The 2,244-nt window shown below is 39.7% G+C and carries 2 protein-coding genes; both read left to right on the top strand.

Annotation, left to right across the window (positions count from 1 at the left end; translation table 11 throughout):
* Positions 1 to 148 precede the first annotated feature (148 nt).
* Positions 149 to 772: a hypothetical protein gene (locus HMPREF0493_RS07875; RefSeq protein ID WP_040457484.1), complete on the top strand. Its 624-nt coding sequence runs from the start codon at positions 149 to 151 to the stop codon at positions 770 to 772.
* 164 nt (positions 773 to 936) lie between these two features.
* Positions 937 to 2,202 carry a TcaA 3rd/4th domain-containing protein gene (locus HMPREF0493_RS07870; protein WP_006352810.1) on the top strand — a complete coding sequence of 422 codons (1,266 nt, stop codon included), beginning with the start codon at positions 937 to 939 and terminating at the stop codon, positions 2,200 to 2,202.
* The last annotated feature ends 42 nt before the right edge of the window (positions 2,203 to 2,244 follow it).

Below are 2,244 nucleotides of genomic sequence, written 5' to 3'. Positions count from 1 at the left end.
TGAGAACGCATCTAATACGGTGTGTTCTCATTTTTTGTAAAAACAAATTCCAAACATTTAAATAAGAATAACCTTATTTGCCTTTAAGCTGAATCCCTTGTACTATAATTATTATGGAATTTATCCCAAAGCAAAAGAGCAGGATGAGATGCAAAATAGACTTTTAAGAAAGAAAAAGCTTGCGAATGATCGACTGCGGCTCTTCATCAACATGCTGCTGATTTTAGTTGTGGCTCTGGTTAACTTCGAAATTATCCCCAACATCAATACTTATATCAACAGCAGCCACTTAAGCAGCAATAGCCAACCGCAAATTCAAGCAAGCTTCACGAATGAAGATTTAAAAAAATATCGTGGCAATAAAACGGTAATTCAAATCGCACCGACTGATAAGAAGAGCTGGTCACAATCGGATAAGCGCTATTTGCGTCTTGTGATCACGCCAGCCGATAACGCACGTGATTTTGCCAGCAGCATGGACAGCAGTGCAAAGTATGTCGTGCAGCAGCTGCAGAACAGCAAGCTTTCGCTTAAGCAAGTAAGCATCACGGCGAAGAATACCGATAATTTTGACCATTACGGCTACAACATGTCGCAGTACATTGCCTTACTAACGCAAAAATATTCGGGCCACGATGAGATGGCTTACCGTAGTACAGCTGCCATTGAGCGGATCTTGGACTTTGTTTCTGTTTTAATTATTGTTGTCAGCTTACTCACATTAATCTGGTGCATTATCGTACCTAAAGAAAAGATCGAATGTTGGATTTAATACCAGCGTTTTTTCTACGTAAAGTCAAGTACCATAAGGTATTTGGCTTTGTTTTTCCTGATTTTTATCTTTTAGTATTTGAGGACCAATTTATTTAAGAAAAAATCTTTGCTATTTATTTTAAAATTGATAGGCTAAATACATGAGGGTTATAGGTGAGAAACATGACAAAAAATAAGAAAAAGCTGCATAAACGACATCCAAAATTGGTGGCCTTCATTATCCTATTGATTGCTTTCGGTGTCTTTTACGGCTGGGGTTCAATTTATTACCAAAAGGACAGACAAATTGATCGCATCGTCAGCTGCATCAACGATCCTAGCAAGAAAATGGCTAAATATGTCGTGGCTTCAGATCCTGATATTACAGTAACTGACGCTAAATTGAAGCCACTGCAGCAGTATTTTAAGGAAAATAAACAAGCAGCCAAACAGCTTAGCGCTAACTTGCGCAAGGGCAAATACAGCGATCAGATTAAGCTAATCGAATCCGGGATGTATTTCTTCCTGTTTCCAAAATATAGTCTGCGTATCCAAGTTTACCACCCGCAAGTGGAAACCAACCATGCAGGCTCTACTTTAACTGTGAATAAAGAAAGTTTTGGCAAAATGGAAGGTGCCGATCAGAACTTCTACTCTGATTTGGGGCTGATTTTCCCAGGACGCTATCACTTGCTAGTTAAAACCAAGGTTTCTGGCCGCAAGCTCAAGGCCGATGCGATCGTCAACATTTGGTCAAATAAGACGATCAACATGATTATTAAGACAGGAACTTTCCAAATCCGCAGCGTTCCAAACGGCGTCGTCTATATTAACGATCGCAAGGTGAAGACGCTCGACAAATATGGGCGGGCCACCTTCAAGAATTATCCGCTGGCCAAAAACATGGAGCTTTACATCAAATCAACCTATAATGGCAAAACCATTAAGTCCGAAAAGGTAAAAGACTTGTCTTCATCGATTGAGACTGAATTTTCTAATAGTGACGACGATGATGAAGACTATGGTACGCCAAGCAATTACGCTGGTAATCAAAAGCAGGACGTTTATCAGGATATAGAAGGCGACTACATTGTTAATCCAATCTGGCCGGGGTTGATTGATCAAACCGAGGCTGGACAGCTGCTCTACAATAACTACACTAAGCCTGATGAGACTACTTTTGAAAATGGCAAGGACAATCAAGCTTACAAAGATTTGAAGAAGCAGGTGAAGGCCTTTAAGAAGGGCAAGAAGAACCTTAAGCTAACAGTAACGATCACTAAGATCATGCCTGCTGGCAGCAATTACAGCGATGTCTCTTATCAACTTGTTTATAAGTATCGTGAAAAAGGCAAAAAACACAAGAAAGTTATCAACTATGAGGGTGCAATTTTCCACAACAGTTCACAAACGCAGGTAATTAAATCCCTCGGAAAACAGACAAAATAAAAACAAGACCTTCGGGTCTTGTTTTTTAGTGTTTGAGAAAAT

It is taken from the genome of Lactobacillus amylolyticus DSM 11664 (assembly GCF_000178475.1).
Taxonomy (GTDB): domain Bacteria; phylum Bacillota; class Bacilli; order Lactobacillales; family Lactobacillaceae; genus Lactobacillus; species Lactobacillus amylolyticus.
The sequence above is the reverse complement of the archived record's forward strand: the minus strand, read 5'-3'. Positions and strand labels throughout refer to the sequence as shown.